General features: G+C 69.6%; 23 protein-coding genes, 1 tRNA gene, 1 pseudogene and 1 riboswitch. Of the genes and pseudogenes, 6 read left to right on the top strand and 19 right to left on the bottom strand.

Features of this window, described 5'->3' with window-relative positions:
- Positions 1–45: 45 nt before the first annotated feature.
- On the bottom strand, positions 46–867 hold the full coding sequence (locus ON41_RS03305) for a crotonase/enoyl-CoA hydratase family protein (protein WP_040744936.1): 822 nt from the start codon (positions 865–867) through the stop codon (positions 46–48).
- Between the two features lie 76 nt (positions 868–943).
- On the opposite strand from ON41_RS03305, the gene ON41_RS03300 reads away from it, so the two are divergent.
- From ON41_RS03300 to ON41_RS03290, 3 genes are all read left to right on the top strand, one after another.
- Positions 944–1,264 (top strand): 2-oxo-4-hydroxy-4-carboxy-5-ureidoimidazoline decarboxylase, encoded by a 321-nt coding sequence (locus ON41_RS03300; RefSeq protein ID WP_040744934.1) that lies wholly within the window; start codon positions 944–946, stop codon positions 1,262–1,264.
- Positions 1,265–1,435: 171 nt separating this feature from the next.
- A complete protein-coding gene (locus tag ON41_RS03295; RefSeq protein ID WP_083905102.1) occupies positions 1,436–1,900 on the top strand; it encodes a flavin reductase family protein in 465 nt (154 codons plus the stop codon).
- 52 nt (positions 1,901–1,952) lie between these two features.
- Positions 1,953–2,066, top strand: a riboswitch (SAM riboswitch).
- 51 nt (positions 2,067–2,117) lie between these two features.
- Positions 2,118–3,434, top strand: a complete 1,317-nt coding sequence (locus ON41_RS03290; RefSeq protein ID WP_040744932.1) for an aminotransferase class V-fold PLP-dependent enzyme — start codon at positions 2,118–2,120, stop codon at positions 3,432–3,434.
- A gap of 163 nt (positions 3,435–3,597) precedes the next feature.
- Here ON41_RS03290 and ON41_RS03285 read toward each other — a convergent pair whose 3' ends face one another.
- The 4 genes from ON41_RS03285 to ON41_RS03270 are packed head-to-tail and all read right to left on the bottom strand — an operon-like array spanning position 3,598 to position 5,188.
- Positions 3,598–3,786, bottom strand: a complete 189-nt coding sequence (locus ON41_RS03285) for a hypothetical protein (protein WP_040744930.1) — start codon at positions 3,784–3,786, stop codon at positions 3,598–3,600.
- Between the two features lie 35 nt (positions 3,787–3,821).
- Positions 3,822–4,265: a DUF2752 domain-containing protein gene (locus ON41_RS03280; protein ID WP_051160915.1), complete on the bottom strand. Its 444-nt coding sequence runs from the start codon at positions 4,263–4,265 to the stop codon at positions 3,822–3,824.
- 40 nt (positions 4,266–4,305) lie between these two features.
- Positions 4,306–4,506 carry a glyoxalase superfamily protein gene (locus tag ON41_RS03275; RefSeq protein ID WP_157185339.1) on the bottom strand — a complete coding sequence of 67 codons (201 nt, stop codon included), beginning with the start codon at positions 4,504–4,506 and terminating at the stop codon, positions 4,306–4,308.
- A gap of 49 nt (positions 4,507–4,555) precedes the next feature.
- Entirely contained in the window at positions 4,556–5,188 is a 633-nt protein-coding gene (locus ON41_RS03270; RefSeq protein ID WP_040744929.1) for a TetR family transcriptional regulator, read from the bottom strand.
- A 115-nt stretch (positions 5,189–5,303) separates the two neighbouring features.
- Here ON41_RS03270 and ON41_RS03265 point away from each other — a divergent pair, with 115 nt between their 5' ends.
- Positions 5,304–6,092: an SDR family oxidoreductase gene (locus ON41_RS03265; RefSeq protein ID WP_040744927.1), complete on the top strand. Its 789-nt coding sequence runs from the start codon at positions 5,304–5,306 to the stop codon at positions 6,090–6,092.
- A gap of 10 nt (positions 6,093–6,102) precedes the next feature.
- Positions 6,103–7,170, top strand: coding sequence for an NAD(P)H-dependent amine dehydrogenase family protein (locus ON41_RS03260; protein ID WP_040744926.1), 1,068 nt, complete (start codon positions 6,103–6,105; stop codon positions 7,168–7,170).
- Here ON41_RS03260 and ON41_RS41310 read toward each other — a convergent pair whose 3' ends face one another.
- The 7 genes and pseudogenes from ON41_RS41310 to ON41_RS03230 all read right to left on the bottom strand — a co-directional run bounded on the left by ON41_RS41310 (position 7,171) and on the right by ON41_RS03230 (position 14,288).
- Complete coding sequence (locus ON41_RS41310) at positions 7,171–7,926, bottom strand: hypothetical protein (RefSeq protein WP_157185338.1); 756 nt, start codon at positions 7,924–7,926, stop codon at positions 7,171–7,173.
- A 168-nt stretch (positions 7,927–8,094) separates the two neighbouring features.
- A pseudogene (locus ON41_RS43965) lies at positions 8,095–8,313 on the bottom strand (CBU_0592 family membrane protein); the annotation flags it as partial.
- A gap of 560 nt (positions 8,314–8,873) precedes the next feature.
- A tRNA-Thr gene (locus ON41_RS03250) sits at positions 8,874–8,949 on the bottom strand.
- Positions 8,950–9,006: 57 nt separating this feature from the next.
- Complete coding sequence (locus tag ON41_RS03245; RefSeq protein WP_373281312.1) at positions 9,007–10,215, bottom strand: DNA polymerase III subunit delta'; 1,209 nt, start codon at positions 10,213–10,215, stop codon at positions 9,007–9,009.
- Between the two features lie 57 nt (positions 10,216–10,272).
- Complete coding sequence (locus tag ON41_RS03240) at positions 10,273–10,794, bottom strand: DinB family protein (RefSeq protein ID WP_040744924.1); 522 nt, start codon at positions 10,792–10,794, stop codon at positions 10,273–10,275.
- Positions 10,795–10,926: 132 nt separating this feature from the next.
- Positions 10,927–13,839: a type I DNA topoisomerase gene (gene topA, locus ON41_RS03235; RefSeq protein WP_051160907.1), complete on the bottom strand. Its 2,913-nt coding sequence runs from the start codon at positions 13,837–13,839 to the stop codon at positions 10,927–10,929.
- 242 nt (positions 13,840–14,081) lie between these two features.
- Positions 14,082–14,288, bottom strand: coding sequence for a cold-shock protein (locus ON41_RS03230; RefSeq protein WP_011206895.1), 207 nt, complete (start codon positions 14,286–14,288; stop codon positions 14,082–14,084).
- Between the two features lie 435 nt (positions 14,289–14,723).
- On the opposite strand from ON41_RS03230, the gene sftH reads away from it, so the two are divergent.
- Positions 14,724–17,114: a DEAD/DEAH box helicase gene (sftH, locus tag ON41_RS03225; RefSeq protein WP_051160906.1), complete on the top strand. Its 2,391-nt coding sequence runs from the start codon at positions 14,724–14,726 to the stop codon at positions 17,112–17,114.
- An 83-nt stretch (positions 17,115–17,197) separates the two neighbouring features.
- On the opposite strand, the gene ON41_RS43615 is transcribed toward sftH, so the two are convergent.
- From ON41_RS43615 to ssd, 7 genes are all read right to left on the bottom strand, one after another.
- Positions 17,198–17,803 (bottom strand): Rv3654c family TadE-like protein, encoded by a 606-nt coding sequence (locus tag ON41_RS43615; RefSeq protein ID WP_083905096.1) that lies wholly within the window; start codon positions 17,801–17,803, stop codon positions 17,198–17,200.
- Positions 17,800–18,111 carry a TadE family type IV pilus minor pilin gene (locus ON41_RS03220; RefSeq protein ID WP_040744921.1) on the bottom strand — a complete coding sequence of 104 codons (312 nt, stop codon included), beginning with the start codon at positions 18,109–18,111 and terminating at the stop codon, positions 17,800–17,802. The genes ON41_RS43615 and ON41_RS03220 overlap by 4 nt, the downstream gene beginning before the upstream one ends.
- A 35-nt stretch (positions 18,112–18,146) precedes the next feature.
- Positions 18,147–18,359, bottom strand: coding sequence for a DUF4244 domain-containing protein (locus ON41_RS03215; RefSeq protein ID WP_373281310.1), 213 nt, complete (start codon positions 18,357–18,359; stop codon positions 18,147–18,149).
- Between the two features lie 57 nt (positions 18,360–18,416).
- Positions 18,417–18,860: a type II secretion system F family protein gene (locus ON41_RS03210; RefSeq protein WP_306307770.1), complete on the bottom strand. Its 444-nt coding sequence runs from the start codon at positions 18,858–18,860 to the stop codon at positions 18,417–18,419.
- 181 nt (positions 18,861–19,041) lie between these two features.
- Positions 19,042–19,905, bottom strand: a complete 864-nt coding sequence (locus ON41_RS03205; protein ID WP_306307769.1) for a type II secretion system F family protein — start codon at positions 19,903–19,905, stop codon at positions 19,042–19,044.
- Positions 19,902–21,089: a TadA family conjugal transfer-associated ATPase gene (locus tag ON41_RS03200; RefSeq protein WP_040744918.1), complete on the bottom strand. Its 1,188-nt coding sequence runs from the start codon at positions 21,087–21,089 to the stop codon at positions 19,902–19,904. The genes ON41_RS03205 and ON41_RS03200 overlap by 4 nt, the downstream gene beginning before the upstream one ends.
- Entirely contained in the window at positions 21,086–22,231 is a 1,146-nt protein-coding gene (gene ssd, locus ON41_RS03195; RefSeq protein WP_063709825.1) for a septum site-determining protein Ssd, read from the bottom strand. Before ssd ends, ON41_RS03200 begins: the two co-directional genes overlap by 4 nt.
- Positions 22,232–22,533: the final 302 nt, after the last annotated feature.

Below are 22,533 nucleotides of genomic sequence, written 5' to 3'. Positions count from 1 at the left end.
TGACCGTAGACGATCGATTTGAACGACCGTATGGATACCGGGAAGTCAGCGACCCTTGAACTCGGGCGACCGCTTCTCGAACACGGCCTGGATGGCCTCGGTGAGATCCTCCGACGGCAGGAACGCCGCGTTCCACGCCGAGACGTAGCGCAACCCGTCGGCGACCTTTCCAGCCTTGGGCTGATCGAGCACGTCCTTGACGCCCTGCACCACCAGCGGCGGGTTGGCCGCGATCTCGCGCGCCATCGCGTCCGCCGCGTCCAGCACGGCCGCCTGATCGGCGTAGACGTCGTTGACCAGGCCGATCTTCTCCGCCCGCGCCGCGTCGATGTCCTTGCCGGTATAGGCGAGTTCGCGCAGATGGCCCTCGCCGATGATGCCGGGCAACCGGTGCAGCGAACCGACGTCGGCCACGATGGCGACCTTGGCCTCGCGCAGGCTGAAGCTGGCGTCGGCGCTGGCCAGCCGGATATCGGCGGCGGCGATGAGGTCCAGCCCGCCGCCGACGCACCAGCCGGAGATCGCGGCGATCACGGGTTTGCGGCAGTCGGCGACGGCGGTCACCGAGGCCTGCAAACGGCGGATCTCGCCGAGGAATTCGGTGCGCGGCCCGGCCAGGGCCCGGTCGGCCAGCAGCGGACCGAACAGTGGGCTCATCGCCTGCAGGTCGAGGCCGTAGGAGAAGTTCCGGCCCGCGCCCGTGATCACGATCGCGCGCACCTCGGGGTCGGCCTCGAGTTCGCCGAAGATGAGCGGCAGCTCCCGCCAGAAGTCGGGACCCATGACATTGCCCTTGCCCGGCCCGATCAGCGTCACCCGCGCGACGTGATCCTTGCTCTCGACGGTGAAGGCCTTCCATTCGGTCATTCGCCCAGCGTAGCGGGCCGGACCGTGGGATCATCGAGGCCTCAGGATTCGCCGCCACCGGTTCCCGGAGGCCACCATGTTGATGCACAAGGGCATCGGCCTGGAGCGATTCAATTCGCTCTCCCGCACTCGCGCTGTCCATGCGCTGTACGAGTGCTGCTGCGCCGTCACGTGGGCGGAGAAGATCGCCGACGCCCGGCCCTATCCTGATCTAGCGACGTTACTCGCGGCCTCGGATGTCGAACTATCGGCGCTGTCCAGCGCCGATCTGGACCGCATTCTCGACTCCCTCGCGCACGACGAGTCCGGGGAACGGTCGCCGGAACTGGCGGCGCGTATCACCCGTGACCGGATCGGCCGGATGATCGAGCCACCGAGCGGTTACCCCGACCGCTGAGGACCCGCATCGGGCCCGGCCGTCGGGGCGGCCGGGCCACGAGCCGGAATATCGGCGCGCGAGACGACGTAGGTTGGAACCGTGAGCAGTTCTTCCGACGCGTCCTTCGAAGCCGGACTCGAGGTACCCGACGACCTGAGCGGGATCACCGCGTCGCAGTACCGCTCCGCCATGCGGCACTATCCGTCCGGTGTCACGATCGTCACACTCGACTCCGACACCCGGCCCGTGGGCTTCACCGCCACCTCGTTCGCCTCGCTGTCGCTGGATCCGCCGCTGATCTCGTTCAATATCGCGCACACCTCCTCCAGCATCGAGGCCATGCTCGACGCGGACTCCGTGGTGGTGCACTTCCTCGGCGAACATCAGCGGCACCTGGCGCAGCGGTTCTCCCGCGCCGCCGAGGATCGGTTCACCGATCAGTCGCTGTGGACCCGCCTGGAAACCGGCGAGCCCGTCCTGCACGGCACCCCGATCTGGGTCCGCGCCACCGTGCACCAACTCATCGCCGTGGGCGATCACACCCTGGTGGTGGGCCTGGCGACCCGGGTGCACGACAACACCGCCGACGAGCCCATCGCCGCGCCGCTCCTCTACTACAACGGCGAATACCATCGGCCGACCGGGCTGGACTGAATCCCACTCGCAGGTTGACAAGGCCCGGCCACGTCTGCCAATCTCGGCTCTAGGTCATGAGTGCCAGCGTCAAGCCCCGGCTCGCTGGTCGGCAACCCTCCTCCGCGGTGGGGTGCTCCGGGTGACGACCTGGCCGCAGCCCGACCGGGCACGGCAAGCGCGGACTCCTCATACCGTTTTCCCCTGCGGAGTCCCTGGCCCTCGAAGGGATCCTGTGATGACCGCCGTACTCGATCGGACCTGTGCCGCCCTCGCCCGCGTCTCCGGATGCGATCTGCGAGTTCCGTTGGTGCAGGGCGGAACTCGCACCTACGCCAATTTCGACTACGCCGCCAGCGCCCCCGCTCTCGCCCAGGTCACCGACCGGGTGACCGAACTGCTGCCGTACTACGCCAGCGTGCATCGCGGCGCGGGATACGCCTCGCGGATCTCGACCGACTGCTACGAAGCCGCCCGCGGTTCGGTGTCCCGGTTCCTGAACTGCGCCGACGACCAGGTGGTCGTCTTCACCCGCAACACCACCGATTCGCTGAACCTGCTGGCCTCCTGCGTGCCCGGCGACACGGTGGTCCTGGATATCGAGCACCACGCCAATCTCCTGCCGTGGACGCGCCACGGCCGCCGGGTGGTGCGGGCCGCCGCGACGATCGAGGAGACCATCCGCCGGCTGGTCGCCGAGCTGTGCACCAAACCCGCTGCGCTGCTTGCGGTTACAGGTGCGTCGAATGTCACGGGCGAGGTGCTGCCGCTGGAGCGGCTGGCCACCGTCGCGCACCAGTGCGGCGCCCGCATCCTGGTCGACGCGGCCCAGCTGGCGCCCCATCGCCGAATCAGCCTGCGCGACAGCGGGATCGACTACCTGGCATTCTCAGGACACAAACTGTACGCGCCGTTCGGCGCGGGTGTCCTGGTGGGCCGCCGGGACTGGCTCGACAGCGCCGCACCGTATCTCGCCGGGGGCGGGGCGGTGCGGGAGGTCACCGCGACCGATGCCGAGTGGGCGCAGGCGCCGCAGCGGCACGAGGCCGGTTCCCCGAACGTGCTGGGCGTGGCCGCGCTCGCCGCCGCCTGCGACACCCTGGGCGAACTGGACGAGCGCACCGTCGCCGACCATGAGCTGCGTTTGGCCCAGCGTCTGCGCGAGGGCCTGGAAACCGTTGCGGGAGTGCGATTCCTGCGCATCTGGTCGGACAGCGCCGACGGGGTCGGCATCGTGGCGTTCACCCTGGACGGGTTCGAACCGGGGCACGTCGCGGCGTATCTGTCGGCCGAGCACGGTATCGGCGTGCGCGACGGCCGTTTCTGCGCGCACCCGCTGCTGGACCGGCTCGGCGTCGACGGCGCCGTCCGCGCCAGTATCGGCCTGGGCACCTCGTCCGACGATGTCGACCGCCTGATCGACGCGGTCCGCGCGCTGGCCGACCGGGGTACGGGCTGGAATTACACCCGCACCGACGGCCGCTGGAATCCGTCGCCGGAGACTCGGCCCGGCCTCACACCGGATGCCGCGGGCGCCGCGCCCTGCACGTTCTGATCCGCGGCACCGGAGTCCCTTCCACGTCAACACAATTGGCTCGGGAAAGCGCGGCGAGATCCCGCCGCGCGTCGAATCCGCCCTCGGGTCCGATCCACAGATCGGCCCCATCGCCGAGGGGCAGACACCTCACGCCCCGACTCGGCCGGATTCGCCCGGTGCGTCAAGGGACCAGGTAGCGGGCGGCGAGTTCCTCCACGAGCGGATCGTCGTCGGCGACGGCGGCGAGGGCCTCCAGATCGTCCTCGACCGAGATCTGGCGCGGATCGTCCTGTTCGGGATCCGGTGCGCCGTCCTCGTTCAGCTGGCGCAGCAGCTTCTCGCGCACCCGTGCTTTCAGCGAATCAGCCATATCGCCAGCATGCCAGGCCCGGGGTCGAGGCCGGGTCAGACCGGTGCCAGCCAGTGTCCCCACGGGGTATTGCGGAAGACGGTGAAGACGGTGAGCGCGGCCAGGATCACCCAGAGCTGGGTCCGGCCGATCCGGAACGGGAGAACCCGCTCCGCCTGCCCGCGCATCCGCCGCCGCGACCAGTCCACCCACCACACCACGAAGCCGATCAGCAGCGGCACCAAGAGCACATTGCTCTGCACGGCGTCGAGAAGGCGGCCGTCGGTGAGGTTGTGCATCGCGCGCAAGCCGCCGCACCCCGGACACCACCATCCGGTCAGCGCATAGAACGGGCAGATGCTGTAGGACCCGGACACATGCGGATCCCGGAAGTGCAGCAGGGTGGCCGCGCCGACCGCGGCGCCGGCCACGAGGAGCGGCTGGCCGAGACCCCGCCAGCCCGGGCGGGTTCCGGCGGCCGGTGCCTGCGCGATATCCACAGTCGTCCACGGTAGCCGCCGCACCTGTGGATACGCCACGTCAACCGGACTGCGCGAACCGCAGTTCGTTGCCGAACGGATCGACGGCGGAGAAGCCCGGCCCGCCGGGACCGTCCTCGGGCGGGCCGGGCCGGGCGTAGCCGTAGTCCTTGGCGGCCAGTTCGGCGTGCCAGGCGTGGATATCCTCCACAGCGATCCACAGCACCGTGCCCGGCGTCCCGTCACCGTGGTGTTCGCTCACATGAATGACCGCCGAGGCCCGGGACAGCTGGGCATATCCGCGGCGGGTGTCACCGCGTGTGCGCACGCTCGACGACCGGTGCGGTGAGGGTTCCCGCGAGCATATCGATCACCTCGCCCCAGACCGCCCGGTCGTCGGCCCGCACCCGGCCCGATTCGACGGCCCGTTCGTGGTCCGCGAGCAGGGCGAACAGGACGGTCGGCAGCGAGCGCAGCCGCCGGATGCGCAGCCGCGCCGGGAGTTCCGGCAGGGCCCGCTGGAGTCCGCGCATGATCACCCGCACCGAGGTGCGCCGCTCGCTGTCGAGGTTGGCCGCGTCCGTGACGGCCGGATGCGTCCGGATCTGTTCCAGGAACCGGGCGTAGTGGTCGATCCCGTGGACGGTGCTCAGCTCGAACATCGGGATCACCAGCGCCTCCAGCAGCGCGTGCACCGAATCCCCGGCGCGCGAACCCGCCTGTTCCGCAAGCAGTTCCAGGCGGCGAACCTCGAGCGTGGCGAGCCGATGCTCGACCACCGCCGCGACGAGTGCGTCCCGCGAGCCGAAGTGGTACTGGATCGCGGAATTGTTGCGCTGTCCGGCCGCGGCCGCGATATCGCGCGACGGCACGGCCTGGCCGCGCTCGGCGATCAACCGCTCCGCCGCGCTGATCAGCCGCTCGCGCGCAGTCGTCGTTTCCACAGGAGAACACTAGCGCCTCGAGCAGCATGTTGAGAACAACTCCTTGACAATTAAGATCCTGTTCTTAACACTGCGTTGTGACCGTGCTCACTTCCGGACAAGGAGTCGCCTCGCGATGATCCTGGACACCTTCCGCCTGGACGGCCGCGTCGCCGTCGTCACCGGCGCGGGGCGCGGCATCGGCGCCGCCACCGCGCTCGCACTCGCCGAGGCCGGCGCCGACGTCGCCATCGCCGCCCGCACCGCCGCCCAGCTGGACGAGGTGGCGGGCAAGATTCGCGCGCTCGGCCGCCGGGTCGTCACGGTGCCGTGCGATCTGTCGGATCTCTCGTCGGTGACGGCCTTCGCCGATATCGCAGCGGCCGAACTGGGCCGCCTCGACATCGTGGTCAACAACGTGGGCGGCACGATGCCGAACACCTTCCTGACCACATCGCCCGAATTCCTCGAGGAGGCATTTCGCTTCAATGTCTCCACAGCGCACGCTCTTACACAGGCGGCCGTACCGCACATGTTGAAGGGCGACGGCGGCTCGGTCGTCAACATCTCGTCGATGATGGGCCGCTCGCCGGGCCGCGGCTTCCTCGCCTACGGCACCGCGAAGGCCGCGCTGGCGCACTGGACCCGCCTGGCCGCAACGGATCTCGCGCCCCGCATCCGGGTCAACGCGATCGCGGTCGGTTCCGTGCTCACCTCGGCGCTGGACGTCGTCGCGCAGCAGCCGGCGATCAAGGAGCGCATGGAGCAGGCCACGCCGTTGCACCGCCTCGGCGAGCCGTGGGAGATCGCCGCCGCCATCGTCTATCTCAGTTCACGGGCCGGGGGCTATGTCACCGGGAAGGTGATCGAGGTCGACGGCGGCATCGAGAGCCCGAATCTCGAACTCGGACTTCCGGATCTGTGAGGAGACCCCGATGACCTATCGCGTAGTGCAGTGGAGCACCGGCAATGTCGGGCGGTGGGCGCTGCGGTCCATCATCGCCCGCCCCGAACTGGAATTGGCGGGCGTCTGGGTCTCCGGGCCGGACAAGGACGGTAAGGACGCCGCGGAACTCGCGGGACTGGACGAGCCGACGGGCGTCGTCGCCACCACCGACGCGGCGGCCCTGCTGGCCCTGAAGCCCGACTGCATCGTGCACACGGCCATGGCCGACGACCGGCTCATGGAGGCGGTCGAGGATCTGAAGACGTTCCTGCGAGCCGGCATCAACGTGGTGTCCAGCAGCCCGGTATTCCTCCAGTTCCCTTACGGCACCGTCCCTTCGGAGATCATCGACCCGATAGTCGAGGCCGCCGAGGAGGGCGGCGCGTCCCTGTGGGTCAACGGCATCGACCCCGGCTGGGCCAACGACTGGCTGCCCCTGCTGCTGACCAGCGGCAGCGAGCGCATCGACAAGATCGTGTGCTCCGAGCTGATGGACTACTCCACCTACGACAACCCGAAGGTCCTGTTCGACATCATGGGCTTCGGCAGCGCCCTCGAGGACCTGCCCCTCCTCCTCCAGCCCGGCGTCCTGACCCTGGCCTGGGGCAGCGTCGTACGCCAACTCGCCGCCGCCCTCGACGTCGAATTGGACGACGTGACACAGCATTTCGAGCGTCTGCCCGCCCCGGAACCGCTCGAGGTCGCGGGCCGCCCCATTGCCGCAGGCACCGCCGCCGCACTGCGCTTCCAAGTCAACGGGATGCGTTCGGGCCGAGCGGTCATCGTCCTCGAACACATCACCCGCCTCCACCCCGACCTGGCCCCCGACTGGCCCCAGCCCACCGGAAAAGGCTGCTACCGAGTAGAAGTCAAAGGCGAGCCCGACTACCAACTCGACCTCCAGCTCTACTCCGACGGCGACCACGCCAAAGCAGGTTTGGTAGGCACCGCGGCCCGCCTGGTCAGCGCGGTCCCGGCGGTCATCGAGGCCCGCTCCGGCCTCCTGACGGCGGTGGACCTGCCCCTCACGACGGGGCGCGGCCTGGTGCGCCCCTGACTACTGCGTCACGGCGGTGGTCGGACTCGGGATGATCGTGGCGGTCTTCGGTCGGCGATCCGGGCTCTCGTCGGCCGTGGCTTCCGCGCGGAGCAGTTCCTCATAGAGCGACACGATCCGCCGGGTAGCGTCATCGTGGTCGTCGTCGGCCAGCCGTATCAGCCGATCGAGGAGGTCACCGGCGCGGAGGTACATCTGATCCAGCGGATCCAGGTAACGTCCGTCGGCCGATCGAAGACGCGCCTGGGCACACCGTTGCAGCAGCACGACCTCGGTCGGCCGGTAATTGCCGCGACGCTGCCGTCCCTGTGGGGTGTGGAGCCAATACATTTCGGCCGTCAGCAATTCGGGAAGCAGAACGCGGAGCATGATCTCCTCGGCATCTACCCGACGCGGGCCCCGATGCTCCCCGACAATGGCCAGCGACCGAGCGATACCGACCAGTTCCTCGAATGTCGCGCTCGACATCCAGGGTCGCAGTCCGAGTTGATACGCTCGCCGTTCCAATTCGGCCGCGTCCGGCAACCCGGCCCCGCTACCGACCAGCAGGCGCGACCATCGCGGGCCGTGCACGGCCCGCGCGATATCGCCCAGAATCGACCACCACAGCCGGAAATTCAACTCCGCGTGCCCCGTCGGCGCGACCGGCTGATGACTGGGCGGTAATGCCATCGTGGCGGCGCGCCCCGCCAGTTCCGGTGTATCGAGCATTCGGAGATCTGCCCGGACGCCGTTGTCGCGCAGGAATGTCAGCATCCACCACAGCACATGGGGTTGTAGCCATTGCCGTCCCTGGGAGCCCATATACGAGTCTCGGAAGAGATGAATGAGCCGATCGGGGTGACTCAACTCGTCGCCACGCACCACAACAGCACAACCCGGCGGGACGTCACCGAACCGCCGCCCCGGCCGCCGCCCCCGGCACGCCGTGTACAACGAGGCCGTCGAGACCACCGCCCACGTCCCCTCCAGAAGAAGGAATCCCCAATCATTGCCGACATATGCGAGCACGGCCAACACCGAGGACCCCGCAGTATTCAGCACCAGGTAGAGGATCGACCCATCGTCGGTTATTCCACGCTGCGCCGCGATGAAACCAGCCAGAAGCATCAACGCCCCAGCTATCTGAATAATCTGACTCATTGCCGTCGACCCCTCCGGCACAAGCAGATCGAATTCATCGAATGCGAACTTTCGACCTGACGCTCGACGGAATTCGAGAAGGTAGCAGAAACCCCTGTACCCTGGACATTCATCGTGTCGCCCTTTAGCTGTTGCGATACACAACCGGGCAGCCGATCACGCCCGAGTCGACGCAAACATACGCCGCCGGTTCCAGGCGGTCAATAGTCCAACGGCTATCAGAGATCCCCAGCACTCCAATTGCCTATCAACTACCTACAATGGGCCTCATAGGTATATTTCCTACGTATCCACTTTCCCGCTCCGGCGGATGTATACCGGTCCGACAATTCGGAAAATGGGCCAGAAGTATGGCGCCGATATTCAACCGCAAACACGAAAACTGGTGAGAGTCTGGGCAACGGCGAGCGCCTGGCTCGAGTAGCGCCACAGCGGCACGCCCCTCGCCCTGCGAGGACACACCGCAGGACTCTCTCTACGGCTGACGTGAAGGGCGCTACCCGACTGTTGGCACACTGAGACGAAGGCCCTCCCCGGCGAACCGGGAAGGGCCTCCGACCTGGAGCCGCCTAGGAGAATCGAACTCCTGACCTTTTCATTACGAGTGAAGCGCTCTACCGACTGAGCTAAGGCGGCTTGCCTTTCGGCCGTGTGAGTCTATCGTCTCGGGGGCGGATCGCGAAAATTGGGTGGTCAGGGGGTGCGGGCGGCTATGAGGCCGGCGACCATGGCGGCTACGGCGAAGCGGGGTTTGACGTTCTGGTCGAGGGCCTCGCGGCAGTGGAGGACGGCCTCGATCGAGCGGAGGAGGCCCTCGGGGCGGACGTCGGTGGCCAGTTCGCGGATCTGGTCGGGGAGGTCGGGGTGGGTGAGGGTGACGCCGGAGGGTGGGGCTGGTTTGGCGGCGCCGAGGCGGACGGCCAGGGCGTCGCGGTACAGGCCGGCGACGTCGATGAGGGCGCGGTCGAGGGAGTCGCGGCTGGTGCGGGTGGCGCGGGATTTCTGGCGGCGTTCCAGATCCTTGAGGGCGCCGGCCGAGCCACGGGTGGCCGAGGCGGTGCCCTTGCCGGTGCCGCCGGCGCCGAGGGCCGTCGCCAGCTCCTCCTTCTCGCGCTCGTCGCGGGCGGCGCTGACCTGTTTGGCCTCCTCCTCGGCGGTCTTCACCAGCTCGTCGGCCGCCGTGTAGGCCGCGCCGGGGCGGGCGGTGGCCGATACCAGCGCCAGTGCGCGCCTGCGGCGGGCCTGCGCCTCCTCGTCGGTGGCCAGGCGGCGGGCCCGGCCCACGTGACCGCCGCTGATGGAGGCCGCCCACTGCGCCCGCTCGGCATCGAGACCGTCGCGCTCCTGGAGGACGCGGGCGATGGACTCCACGGACGGGGTGACCAGATGCACGTGGCGGCAGCGGGAGCGCAGAGTGACCGAGATGTCCTCCGGGTCGTCGGAGGGGGCGCAGAGCAGGAAGACGGTGCGCTCGGGCGGCTCCTCGACCACCTTCAGCAGGACGTTGCCCGCCGCCTCCGTCAGCCGGTCGGCGTCTTCGACCAGGACCACCTGCCACCGGCCCGTGCTCGGGCGGCGCGAGGCGACCTGCACGATCTCGCGCATCTCCTTGGTGCCGATGCTGAGGCCCTCCGGGATGACCCGGCGCACATCGCCGTGCGTGCCCGCCATGGTGGTGGTGCAGGCGTGGCAGTGCCCGCAGCCCGGGGCGCCCGGGTCGGTGCATTGCAGGGCCGCCGCGAAACACAGCGCCGCGACCGAGCGCCCCGAACCGGGCGGCCCGGTGAACAGCCACGAATGCGTCATCGCGGACGACACGACGCCGCTGCGCGCGCCTACCGCCGCCGCGGTCAGCTCGGACTCGACCGCATCCTGGCCTACCAGCCGATCGAAGACACCCACCACGCCGTACACACTAACCGGCGCCACCGACAACTCCGGCGGGCGCGGCCGGGCGGCTCAGTTGGCGCGCTGATGCGTCGTATTCGCCCCGTCCAGCGCCTCGCGGAGGATGTCGGCGTGCCCGCTGTGGTGCGAGATCTCCCGGAGGATGTGCAGGATGGTGAAACGCACTGTCCACCAGACTCGTTCGGGCGCCCACGGGGCGGTGGGAGTGGGGATCGAGGTGTCGAGGCTGTCGACCGTGCGGATCAGGTCGGCGGTGTTGTCCGCCACCGCATCCCATTCCTTGAGCAGCCCCTCGACCGTCTCCTCCGGCGCCAGCTTGTACTCCGAATCGAACTGGGACACATCGATTTCCGCGTCCTCGTCGCGCTCCACGATGACCGTCGTCCAGTGCTGTTCGACGTGCACGAGATGGTGCAGCAGGCCGCCCAGCGTCAGCTCGCTGACCGTCGAACGCTGCCGGGCCTGGTCATCATCGATGTCCCGCAACGTAATTCGGAACAGGTCGCGCTGGCTCGCCAGCATCTCGATCAGGGTCTCGCGTTCCTGGACGGCTTGGTCGATCGAAGCGGTCATGGGAAGTCCTTCCGCTGGGCGTGCCCGAATGGCGGCCAGGCTACGGCACAATATCGACGGAAATCGGACACCGTCCGATTTCCGCTATCGGGGTCGGCGCGCCGGATGCCCGCGTGCCGCGCGGTGCGGAGGTCAGGATTTCGACGAAGTCGCCTTCTTCGCAGCGGTTTTCGCGGCCGTCGCCTTGGTGGCCGACTTCTCGGCGGTCTTCTTCGCGGTCGTCTTCTTGGCCGTGGTCTTCTTCGCCGCGGTCTTCTTGGCGGGTGCCTTCTTGGCGGTCTTGCGGGCCGTCTTCTTCACCGGGCCCTTGGCGCGGCGGTCGGCCAGCAGCTCCGAGGCGCGCTCGTCGGTGATCGACTCGACCTCGTCGCCCTTGCGCAGGCTGGCGTTGGTCTCGCCGTCGGTCACGTACGGCCCGAACCGGCCGTCCTTGATGACCATCGGCTTACCGCTGGCGGAATCGGCGCCGAGTTCGCGCAGCGGCGCGGCGCTGGCGGCCTGCCTGCCGCGGCGCTTGGGCTCGGCGTAGATCTTCAGCGCCTCCTCCAGCGTGACCGAGAAGATCTGATCCTCGCTGGTCAGCGACCGGGAATCGGTGCCCTTCTTCAGATACGGGCCGTAGCGGCCGTTCTGCGCGGTGATCTCGTCGCCGGATTCGGGATCCTTGCCGACCACCCGCGGCAGCGACAGCAGCAGCAGGGCGTCGTCGAGGGTGATCGTCGACAGGTCCATCGACTTGAACAGCGAACCCGTGCGGGGCTTGGGACCGGCCGCCTTCTTCGACCCCTTCTTGGCGCTCGCGTCCTCTTCCGGCTCGGGCAGGATCTCCGTGACGTACGGCCCGAAACGGCCCTCCTTGGCCACGATCCGGTGCCCGGTCTCGGGATCGTTGCCGAGGGTACGGCCCTCCTGCGGGGTCGAGAACAGCTTCTCCGCGACCTCTGGGGTCAGCTCGTCGGGCGGCAGATCGTCGGGCAGGTTGGCGCGCTGCGAGACCGGATCACCGTCGGGGTCATCGGGGTTGACGACCATCCGCTCCAGATACGGGCCGAAGCGACCGACCCGGACGACGACATCGCGGCCCTCGTCGTCGGTGAACATCTTGATGGAATTGATCTCGCGGGCGTCGATGTCGTCGAGCTGCCCGCCGACCATCTTCTTCAGGCCGCCCGAGCGCGCGACCGAGCCCTCGGCCCCGTGCTCGCCGCCGAAGTAGAAGCTGGACAACCAGTTTCCGCGCTGCTCGCGCCCGCCGGCGATGGCGTCGAGGTCGTCCTCCATGGCGGCGGTGAAGTCGAAGTCGACCAGTCTGCCGAAGTACGCCTCCAATAACCCGACCACGGCGAACGCGACCCACGACGGCACCAGCGCATTACCGCGCTTGTAGACGTAGCCGCGGTCGAGGATCGTCTTGATGATCGACGCGTAGGTGGACGGGCGGCCGATGCCCAGCTCCTCCAGCGCCTTGATCAGCGACGCCTCGTTGTAGCGCGGCGGCGGATTGGTCGTATGGCCGTCCGGGGTCAGCTCGGCGGCGGTGACGCCCTGGCCCTCGGTCAGCGCGGGCAGGCGGGATTCGGCGTCGTCGGACTGGCTGCCCGAATCCTCGTCGACGCTCTCCACGTACGCCTTGAGGAAGCCGGCGAAGGTGATGGTGCGGCCCGACGCGGAGAACACGCACTCCTCGCCGGTGCCGGCGTGGCCGGTGATCCGGACGGTCAGCGTGGTGCCGCGGGCATCGGCCATCTGGGAGGCGACCGTGCGCTGCCAGATCAGCTCGTAGAGCCGGAACTCGTCGGTATCCAGTCGCGAGGACAGCTGACCGGGAGTGGCGAAGGTGTCACCGGCGGGCCGGATCGCCTCGTGGGCCTCCTGCGCGTTCTTGACCTTGCGGGTGTACTGCCGCGGGGTGGCGTGCACGTACTGCGCGCCGTACAGCTGGGTGGCCTGCGAGCGCGCGGCCGCGATGGCCGACTCCGACAGCGTCGTGGAGTCGGTACGCATATAGGTGATGTAGCCGTTCTCGTACAGCCGCTGCGCCACCCGCATCGTGCGCTCGGAGCTGAAGCGCAGCTTGCGCGAGGCCTCCTGCTGCAGCGTCGAGGTCATGAACGGGGCGTAGGGCCGGCGCGTGTACGGCTTGGACTCGACCGAGCTGACCTGGAAGTCGACCCCGTCCAGCGCCTCGGCCAGGCGCCGGGCGTAGCCCTCGTCCAGGACCGTGACGCCCGAGGTCTTCAGCTGTCCGTCGGACCCGAAGTCCCGGCCGCCCGCGACGCGCGAACCGTCGACGGTGACCAGCCGGGCGCCGAAGGTACGCGGGTTGGCAACGTCGCCCTCGCCGGTGCCGGTGTCGAATTTGGCGGCGATATCCCAGTACTCCGCGGAGCGGAACGCCATCCGCTCGCGCTCGCGCTGCACGATGATGCGGGTCGCGACCGACTGCACGCGGCCCGCCGACAGCCGCGGCATGACCTTCTTCCACAGCACCGGGCTGACCTCGTAGCCGTACAGCCGGTCCAGGATGCGGCGGGTCTCCTGCGCGTCGACCAGATCGTTGTCCAGCTCGCGCGTGTCGGCGGCGGCGGCGCGGATGGCCGGCTCGGTGATCTCGTGGAACACCATGCGACGCACCGGCACCTTGGGCTTCAGCGTCTCCAGCAGGTGCCAGGCGATGGCCTCGCCCTCGCGGTCGGGGTCGGTGGCGAGATAGAGCTCGTCGGCGTCGGCCAGCAGGGTCTTCAGCTCGGAGACCTTGGCCTTCTTGTCGGGGCTGACCACGTAGATGGGTTCGAAATCGTTGTCGACGTCGACGCCGAGGCGGGCCCAGGGCTGTCCCTTGTATTTGGCGGGCACGTCCGCCGCGCCGCGCGGCAGGTCCCGGATGTGGCCGACGGACGCCTCCACGGTGTACCCGCGGCCGAGGTAGGGAGCGATCTTGCGAGCCTTCGTCGGTGACTCGACGATGACGAGACGACGCAGGGGGCGGCCCTGGTCGGGCGCTGCCTGGGGCTTCGGCGCCGCACCGCGGTCTCGTGTTGCCACCGGCGAACACACCTTTCCTGTCGACCCGCGCGGCGCAGGCTGCGCAGCGCGCGGCTGGGGCATACGGCGGAGAGAGATGCCCCCCGCCAGTGACGTTTATACCGTGTCGCGCCGCCACACCTCTGGTGCGGCGTGTTGGATAGCCCCGGTTTTCGGTCGAGTGTACTGCCCCAGATACGGCTCGTCCCCCACCGCATCGGACGGTGAGGGACGAGCGATCGGACCTTGTTGGGTTAGCCCGCTCAGCTGAGCGCGCGAACTCCGGTGGCCTGCGGGCCCTTGGTGCCCTGGCCGACCTCGAATTCGACCTTCTGGTTCTCCTCGAGGGTGCGGAAGCCCGAACCCTGGATCTCGGAGTAGTGGACGAAGACGTCAGCGGAGCCGTCCTCGGGCGCGATGAAGCCGAACCCCTTCTCCGCGTTGAACCACTTCACAGTTCCCTGTGCCATTCTGTTCCTTCTCTTTCCATACCGGAACGGCGGACAAGATTGGTTCGTCCACCGGGTCCGTTCCGACCGCTGTACTCTGTTCCCCCTGCAGGAAGCATCAAGCACACCGTTCGCAACATCGATCCTGCTGATGGTTTGGACCTTTGATCCGTTCCCTCGAACACAGAAGCTTGCGACCAGGAACCAGTGAACCATGTCTTCCGGGAATTCAACAGTCGAGTTACCGACAATTTGCAAAAAAGATGATCTTGCGAATGCGCAGGTGAGGGCCACAATGCCCAAATCCAGACTTGGAGTAGGTTTGCTTCGAGATAACCGAGCGAGTGTCAGGCAAACAGGCTGTGACGCAGATCGCTGCTCGGTGATGAAAAGGCAGGTAGGACATCTGCACCACACACGATTCACACATTCCTTGCCAACCGGAGTCTCAGTTCGATGAATCCGACCGACCCGTCCGTTACGACTCGGCCTACTGAACAAACAAGCTATGGTCGATCGTTGCTGAATCGTGTCCTTTCAGGACTTCCCGATGCGGATGATCGACTCACTCATGTCACCGAGTTGCCCGCCCGCGCCGCGCAGACCACGGAATGGCCTTCCTGGGCGCCGGCGGAAGTGGTCGATGCGCTGCGCGAATCCGGTATCGACGCACCCTGGTCGCATCAGATGCGGACGGCCGAACTGGCGGCGGGCGGGCGGCACGTCGTGGTGTGCACGGGTACCGCGTCGGGTAAATCGCTGGGTTATCAGCTGCCGGTGCTGTCCTCGTTACTGCGGGAGCCGCGGGCGACGGCGCTGTATCTCTCCCCTACCAAGGCGCTGGGCGCGGACCAGCTGCGCGCGACCGGAACTCTCACCCACGAGGGTCCGCTGCGGGATGTCCACCCCGCGACCTACGACGGCGATACCCCGGCCGAGGTGCGGCAATGGGTGCGGGCCAACGCGCGGTGGGTCTTCACCAACCCGGACATGCTGCACCTGGGCATCCTGCGGTCGCATCAGCGGTGGGCCCGCCTGCTGAAGCGGCTGCGTTACGTCGTGGTCGACGAATGCCATGCGTATCGCGGGGTTTTCGGCTCGCACGTGGCGCTGGTGCTGCGGCGGCTGCGGCGGATCGCCGCGCACTACGACGCCGACCCGGTCTTCGTCCTGTGCTCGGCCACCACCGCGGATCCCGCGGCCGCCGCGTCCCGGCTGATCGGCGCGCCCTGCACCGCGGTCACCGAGGACGGGTCGCCGCAGGGCGCGCGCACCGTCGCCCTGTGGGAACCCGCCCTGTTACCCGCGGTCAGCGGCGAGAACGGGGCCCCGGTGCGGCGGCCGGCCACCGCCGAGGCGGCCCGGATCATGACGGATCTGGTGGTCGAGGGCGCCCGCACGCTGACCTTCGTGCGCTCGCGGCGGGCCGCGGAGGTGGTGGCCATGGAGACCCGGCGCATGCTGGCCGAGGTCGATCCGGAGCTGGCCGCGCGGGTGGCCGCCTACCGGGCCGGATACCTCGCCGAGGACCGCCGTGACCTGGAGGCGGGCCTGTCGGACGGCTCGCTGCTGGGCGCCGCGACGACCACGGCGCTGGAGCTCGGGGTCGATATCGCGGGACTGGACGCGGTGGTGATCGCGGGATTCCCCGGCACGGTCGCCTCCTTCCGGCAGCAGGCCGGGCGTGCGGGGCGGCGGGCGCAGGGATCGCTGGTCATGCTGGTGGCCAGGGACGATCCGCTCGACATGTACCTGGTGCATCATCCGGAGGCGCTGCTCGGACGCCCGGTCGAGGCGACGATCACCGACCCGCGCAACCCCTATGTATTAGGACCGCATCTGTTGTGCGCGGCCCTGGAACAGCCGCTGACCGACGCCGAGATCATCGAGCTGGGCGCTACCGGGCTGGCCGACGAGTTCGCGGAGCAGGGCATGCTGCGCCGCCGGACCGGCGGGAAGGGCCCGGCGCGCTGGTTCGCCACTGCCGCCGATCAGCCGCACGACGCCGTCGACGTGCGCGGCGGGATCGGGGCGCCGGTGGCCATTGTCGACGAGGAGAGCGGAAGGCTGCTCGGCACCGCCGACGCCGGGCGGGCCCCGGCCACGCTGCATCCGGGCGCGGTACACCTGCATCAAGGGGAGACCTATGTCGTCGACGAGCTGGACCTCGACGGCGGGGTGGCGTTCGTGCACGCCGACCAGCCGGGCTGGACGACCAGCGCGCGGGCGCTGACGTCGATCACCATCGACGAGACGACCACCGAGCAGGTCCACGGCCCGGTCGTGGCCGCGCTGGCCCGGGTATGCGTGACCCGCCAGGTGGTCGGATATCTGCGCACGTTGCCGACCGGCGAGGTCCTGGACCTGGTGGAACTCGAACTGCCGGAACAGCGGCTGACGACCCGGGCGGTGTTGTACACGGTCACGCCGATGCTGCTGGCCAGGGCCGGGATCGATCCGAAGCGGGTACCGGGCGCCCTGCACGCCGCCGAACACGCGGCGATCGGAATGCTGCCGCTGGTCGCAAGCTGCGACCGGTGGGATATCGGCGGCGTCTCCACGGCCGAGCATCCCGATACCGGACTGCCCACCGTGTTCGTCTACGACGGCCATCCCGGCGGCGCCGGCTTCGCCGAGCGCGGGTTCGCGCGGCTGCGGACGTGGCTGGCGGCGACGCTCGGGGCCATCGACTCGTGCGGCTGTCGCGGCGGCTGCCCCTCCTGCGTACAGTCGCCCAAGTGCGGCAACGGCAACCAGCCGCTGGACAAGCCCGCCGCGGCTGCGCTGCTGACGGCGATACTCGCAGAGCTTCCGGACGATCCGCCGGATCACGACGTGGATCCCTGAACGTGACGAATCGGTCATCGCGAGGAGATCGTGTCGCGATGCCGCCCGCCGGACCGAGCGCGCGGGCGGCCCAGCGTTGCGCGTCACGGTGGCCGTGGCCCGGTATGAATAAATAGGATTGTGTTCATATTAACTGAAGCATTGCTCCGGTGATTTGCAGCGGGGTCCGCGGGCTCGTATAGCGCTCTGCGGACAAATTGAAAATTAGCGATACCAGAATTCCCGGCCACATAATTGGTCGATTCCCCGGGTACTCGCGGGGAATTGTGGCTCGGGTCACGCAATTCGAACACCAACCGTACGGTCTTTAAATTGGCGGACGCCGATACCCGTTCGTCCGCCGGGCCCGCACGTGCGGTCGCACGCACCGACCGGGAACCGAGCGGGCCCAAAGACACCGTCGCAATCACGGTGACGGTGACGTCCCATTCCGCCACCGTGCACGACTGGACCCGCGCCCGCATGCGCTCCCCCAGTTCCCTGGCTCGCGCACATCCGGCCTCGGCTCCCGACCGCAATTCCCCGGCCGCCGCCAATGCCCCCAGATCGGCCACCGTCTGGGCGCGGTGCCGGGCCGCGACCACGGTCCCGACATGGGCGATCAAGGCGGTCACCGACACCAGGGCCGTTACTACGAGACAGGCGGCCACCGTGGCGCTTCCCACATCGCTCCGCCACGACCTGATCATTCGGGTTCTCCCGGCTCGCGGACCGCGATCGCCTCGGCGTGCAGGTCGAGCGGGAGGAGCGGGGTTCCGGCGGTGACGCGGGCCGTGATGTGGTCGCCGTCGGTGCGGAGGGTGATGCGGGCGCCCGGCGGGGCGATCCGGCGGGCGGCGGGCAGGGCATCGGCGCCGGCGCCGCGGGCGGCCAGCCGGGCCGCCTCGCGGGCGGCGTCGATACAGCGGATCTGGGTCGGCGCCGCCAGCAGGCCGCCCAGGCAGAGCACGACAGCGACGAGGAGGGCGGCGAGGGCGATCGCCGCCTCCACGGTCACCGCACCGGCGTCACCGGTGCGGCGCCGCTCCTCGGTCAGACCTCCGTCGCGAGCGCGCGATCGATGATTCTGGTCAGGGCATTCACTATCGAGTCCCCGGTGACGACCGTGTAGAGCACCGCCCCGAAGGCCGCCGCGGCGATCGTCCCGATCGCGTATTCCGCCGTACTCATGCCGTCGTCGGCCACCGCCGCCTGGATCAGGCGGGAGCGCAACTCCAGCACCGCCGTTCGCACTGTCGAGCGCACCGTCGTCCCCTTTCCCCTCCGCCGGTGCGGCCGGTCCGCACCGGAGTTCTCGCGTGATCACAGCAGCCCGCCTTCCAGCACGCGCCCGGCCAGGCCGGCGACCACCGGCACGATGCCCAGGCAGACGAAGGCGGGCAGGAAGCACAGCCCGAGAGGGCCACTGATCAACACCCCGGCCCGCTCGGCCCGGGCCGCGGTCGCATCTTCGACGGCGCCGCGGCACTGCCCGGCCAGTTCCGAGACCGCGCCCGCCAGGGCGGCCCCGGAGCGCGCCGACCGCCGGACCAGCCGGGCCAGGGCCTCGACCTCCGCGGCGCCCGCCTCGGCGGCGGCACGATCCCAGGCGGCGATCGGGTCCGCGCCGAGCGCCATCAGATCGGCGGCCCGCCGCAATGCTGTGCCGAACGGTTCCGGCGCTCCGGGAGCCACGGCCGCCGCGGCCGCACCCACCGGCAACCCCGTGTGCAAGCACGCGACGAGCAGATCCAGAGCCGACGACATCGCGAGCGGATCCACCTTCGGCGACGCCCGCCGCCCCCGAACCCCCTGCCGCCGAACCGAACTCACCCGCAACCGCACCAACGGACTCGCCCGTCCCGGCACCAGCACAACCGCAACAGCCAACATCACCAACGGAATCGATGCACCGCTCACGACAGCGCCTCTCTCGGATGTCGCCCGGTCATGTGAGGACCTTTCGCGTGATGACTTCTGTCCACAGGACTCCTGCGCAGGCCAGGCTGGTTCCCAGGGGGAGCAGGACGGTTCCGGGACCGGAGGTCAGTAGGACTTGTAGGGGGGCGGCGCCGATCAGCTGGCCGAGTGCTATCCCGAGGAGTGGGAGTGCGGCGAGGACGGCGGCGGTCGCTCTTGCCCCGGCGAGCGCGGCTACCGTGCGTGCTCGGAAACGGCTGCGGCTCACCAGGTCGGCGCGCATGGCGGCGAGTAGGTCCGCCAGCGCCAGGCCGTGGCGCTCGGCGACCTGCCACGCGTCGGCGACGCGGGCCAGTTCGGTCGCGATGACCGACTCCGGATCGCGGAGACCGGCCGCGGCCGACCCGCCGAGCCGCCCGCGGGCCGAGCACACCGCGAATGCCCGGCCCGCCGATCCGCCGACCTCGCTCGCGGCGGTCGCGGCCGCCGCACTCGGATGAGCACCGACCCGCAGCTCACCGACCACCGTCTCCAGGCCCTCGACCAGCGCGGCGCATTCGGCGGCCTGTCTCCGATCGGAACCGGCCTGCCGACGACGGACGAATACGGTGGCCACCACGACGACGATCGCGAGCAGCGGACCGATCCCCATAACGGCTGCCCCGGCCACGCCGAGCCCGACGCCGACGCGAAAGACCAGACGCGACGGCACTTTCCACGCGGAACGCACCCGACCGAGCACCCGCGCGAACCGCCGACGCGCAGCAGCGTCCGGCAACACCGCCAACGCCACCGCCAGGCAGCCCAGGACCGCGCTCATCTGCCGGGCTCCGACAATTCCATGGGCACTCGGATACGCCTGCGCCAGCAATCCGACGCCGACGGCGGTCATGCCGCGAGCCGATCCGCGAGCAGGCGCTCCAGGCCGGAAGCGGCCGGAGAGTGGGAACCGTCCGCGCGCCACGCGGGTTCGATGTGGACCTCGCCATCGGAGTCACGGATCACCAGGCCGATCTCGCGGAGCAGCCGGGCGCCGTCGGCGCGCCGATGAACGTGCAGGACGACCTGGACGGCGGCGGCCAGCTGGCTGTGCAGGGCGGCGCGGCTCATACCGCCCAGTGCCGCAAGGGCTTCCAGGCGCGCGGGCACCTCCCGGGGCGAGTTGGCGTGGACCGTGCCCGCCCCGCCGTCGTGACCGGTGTTGAGCGCTGTCAAGAGGTCTATCACCTCCGCACCGCGGACCTCCCCGATGACGATGCGGTCCGGGCGCATCCGCAGGGCCTGGCGGACCAGGTCGCGGACGGTGACCTCGCCCGCGCCCTCGACGTTCGCGGTGCGGGCCACCAACCGGACCACGTGCGGATGCGGTGGGGCGAGTTCGGCGGCGTCCTCCACGCAGACGATGCGTTCGGCCGCGGCGACTTTCGCAAGGAGGCTCGACAGGAGGGTGGTCTTGCCCGCGCCGGTTCCGCCGACCACGAGAAAGGCCAGACGCGCGCGAATAATGCGCTCCAGCAGGGTTTTCGCCCCGGCGGACACCGAACCCGAGGCGGCCAATTCCTCCAACCCTTGACTGGCGGGCCGCAGCACCCGCAGGGACAGGCAGGTGCCGCCGTGCGCGATCGGCGCCAGCACGGCGTGCAGGCGCACGCCGAACGAATTGCCGAGCGTGCCTTCGAATCCCGGCAGCCGCCCGTCCACCCACGGCTGCGCGTCGTCGAGGCGGCGGCCCGCCGCCAGGGACAGCCGCTGCGCCAGCCGGCGCACCGCGGCCTCGTCCGGGAACGACACCGCGGCCCGCCGCAGGCCGCGCCCGCGGTCGACCCAGACCGCATCGGGCCCGGTGACGAGCACGTCGGAGACGTCCGGGTCGTGCAGTAGTGGTTCCAGCACGCCCGCGCCGGTCATCTCCGTCTGCAGCAGCCGCAGTGCCCGCAGCAGATCGGTATCCCCCAGTACCCCACCGGCTTCGGCCCGGATCGCCGCCGCCATCCGCGCGGGATCGAGGTCCGCCGACTCGGCCGCCAGCCGCTCGCGCACCCGATCCAGCAGGTCGGTCGTCACCAGCTCACTCATCGCACACCGCCAGTGCGCAACTGCGCCAAGGGTTGTGCATGGTCATCGAGGTCTTCCATGAGGGCCGCGAGGACCGCGGAGGCGGCGGTGCGCAGCGGGCCGCGAGGCGAGCCGAGACCGGTGCGTTCCAGGCGGGCGGCGAGGGCGGGTTGGGGACGGATGGCCGCGAGGACGGGCAGCGCGAGGGCCTCGGCGATCTCCGCGGCGCGCAGGCCGCCGGGCGCGGGACCTCGAACTATCAAGGCCTGATGGGGATTTCGCCGATGGACTCGAGCGGAGACGGCACGGGCCGCGGCCACCGCGCGAAGGCGGGCGGGGACGACGAGCACCACCAGATCGGCGGCATCCAGCATGTGATCGGCGTGCGGGCCGCGCTCGGCGGAGATATCGCAGACCACCAGATCACCGGCGGAGCGCCCGGCCTCGACCACGGCGCGGGCCGCGCTCGAGCCGATGGCGGGTGGATCGGCGCCGGGTACCGCGCGCACGCAGGCGAGGACCGCGAGACCGGGCGAGGGCGAGGGCAGCGCGTCGTGCAGGGCCGCGGCGGCCACCCGGCCCTCCTCCACGACCAGGTCGGGCCAGCGCAGGCCCGGCTCGGATTCGAGGCCGAGCAGCAGGTCGATACCGCCGCCCAGCGGGTCGCCGTCGATCAGGATCGTGTCGGGCCGGAACCGGGACGCGGCGCCGGTCAGGGCGACGGCCGCGGCCAGCGTGGAGGCTCCCGCGCCCCCGACTCCGCCGACGACCGCGACCACCGCGCCGTCGCCCGGACCGCGGCCGGTGTGATCGGCGAAGGATTCGATCAGGACGTCGGCGGAATCGGGGAGCGCGAGGACCCGTTCGGCGCCGACGGCGGCCGCGGCCTGCCAGTCGAGCAAACCCGGTTCGCCCTCGGTCACCAGCAGGACGGCGGCGCGGCGGGGGTAGCCGGCGGCGGTACAGTCGCGGGCCGCCGCCGTGTCGAGAATCACCATGACCGCCCCGGACCAGGCATGCCGCCCGACCGGCATCCGAGCCTCGGCCACCCGCCGGTCGGCGGCGGCCGCCACCCGGCCGACCTCCGCGCGCAGTCGCTGATCGGCGACGAGAACCAGCGTCGGATCGCCACCGGAATCCTGGTTCGCAGCAAGGGAATTCATGGGGAAAGCCTGATCCGCGGGGAGCGGCGGGACCAGCCCTCGACCGGCGATTGTGGATAACTCCGGGGCTGTGAGCGAGCGGTGTACCCCGAGTACCACACACAAAGGTCCTGAAAATAGAGGACGGCCCCAGCCGGGGGGGGAGGAGGCTGGGGCCGTCGGGTTCAGCCCCGGGGGGTCGGGCTGAACGCGCCTGGACTATGTCCAGGTGCCAGCAATACTACACCCAGGCCCCGGCGGAAACGCAAGTCCACCGGCCGAGGAAGTTTCACCCCCGATACCCGGCGTCACGGCGGCAAACC

It is taken from the genome of Nocardia transvalensis NBRC 15921 (assembly GCF_000308875.1).
GTDB classification, from domain to species: Bacteria; Actinomycetota; Actinomycetes; order Mycobacteriales; family Mycobacteriaceae; genus Nocardia; species Nocardia transvalensis.
This window is presented reverse-complemented; position numbering and strand designations above follow the sequence as displayed.